Genomic DNA, 1,604 nt, shown 5'->3' on the forward strand with positions numbered 1-1,604 from the left:
CCATAACAGCAAGGAGGAAGAAATGAGAGCAATGTCCGCGTACTACTTACAATATACTGTATTTCTGCTACTGATTGCTGGAACCATCAATTTTATTTTTCAGTAACCGCTAAAAGAGTCTCGCTAATGCGCGGCTCTTTTGTTTTATCTCGGGTAAAAAGTACAATAAATTGTCGTGTTAATACGCAAAAAAATAATTGTTTGACTCACTGATCCTCACCCTACATGGCTGCCATACAGCCATCGCGTCTCGACATTTAGCCTAAAATCGAAAGAATACTCTCAGGAAAGGTAGTATCAAACGTTTGAGCGATTTCCGCTTTCGACCACCATAGGTATTTACTGTTCACAGACCTCTCATATCACGGCCCCTGGATATTATGGAAAATTGAGATTTTTATTGGCAATGTTAGTGAGTAAAGCATTACGATTATCACAACTACGGAGAAAATAAAACTATTCAGCGCAAGCCTATAATCATAATTGATGTTTATTCAACTTTATTTACTCAATTAACATTCGGGTTTTAACGTGTTTTACCCATATTCCTGGTTAAGATATACATAAAAAAGTCAATTATTTAAATCGAGACTCACTATTTATATATCATAAGAAATAGGCTGAGAAAGGATATTGAGATGCTAATAAGGTTTGTTCGTCGTTAACCCATCAATTTAATCCAGCATATGAAATAAACAGATGGAATATTAAATACTGCCGATACGAATATGGCACAAAAATATAAATAAGGCATATGAAATTTAGTGTAACTTATTGATTTTGTTGGTGGGTCGTGCAGGGTTCGAACCTGCGACCAATTGATTAAGAGTGCATAGAACTACTATTTAAACCAGTAAGTTACCGCATCAACCGCCGCTCACACGTCCCAAGATGCAAAAAGATGACAAACGTTGGTACGCGATGAAAAGCAATGATAGTCCCAAATTTGTCTCTATCCCACCTCAATAGACATCCCACAAAGTGAGATTAGTCACTATCGACAACACATCTTTAGGCCTGGTCATCTGCTCTGTATTTTCCACTGCTTAGGATCTTCTTTTTTTCTGTGTAATTAAAATCAAGCTTACTTTTGTATCTGGCGGCCATATCTCGGCCCTTTTTAGTGAGTGGTTTTTCCAATACTCTATAATTAATCTCTGCAAATAAAATGGTAAAAAATGAAGCGACTACAGTTAATGTAATTACTTTTACCCCAATATTATTGTTGGTTGTTATTAACTTTCCAAATAACTCTGATGTAAGCAAAAAAACATTAACATGTATTAAATATATCGAATAAGATCTTCCACCTAGATATGTGAATATATTCTTCAATCTCCCTTTCGGGAGTATCATTAAATCCTTGCAGACAGAAACATACACTATTAAGAAGCATACAATAGTAGTTACACCAGCCATTTTTCCATACTTAGTTGCTGGAATCATAAGAAGCGCAAGGAATAGTGTTAAGAAAATAATATAACTAGATACATTAGACTTAAGCATTGAATGCGTTTTTTTAATTATTATTTTCGACTCGAACATTGCTAACAATACGCCAGCACACAACGTATCTGTTCTTGTGGTCCAAGCTAAAGATCCAT

1 protein-coding gene is annotated in these 1,604 nt (G+C 35.3%); it reads right to left on the reverse strand.

Annotated elements, in window-relative coordinates; all coding sequences use genetic code 11:
- Window positions 1-1,011 precede the first annotated feature (1,011 nt).
- Window positions 1,012-1,604: acyltransferase family protein (locus tag V2A85_RS23540; RefSeq protein WP_420072536.1), on the reverse strand; the 593-nt coding region annotated here is incomplete at its 5' end.

The sequence above is a fragment of the Yersinia sp. 1252 StPb PI genome, from assembly GCF_048593885.1.
GTDB lineage: Bacteria > Pseudomonadota > Gammaproteobacteria > Enterobacterales > Enterobacteriaceae > Yersinia > Yersinia enterocolitica_E.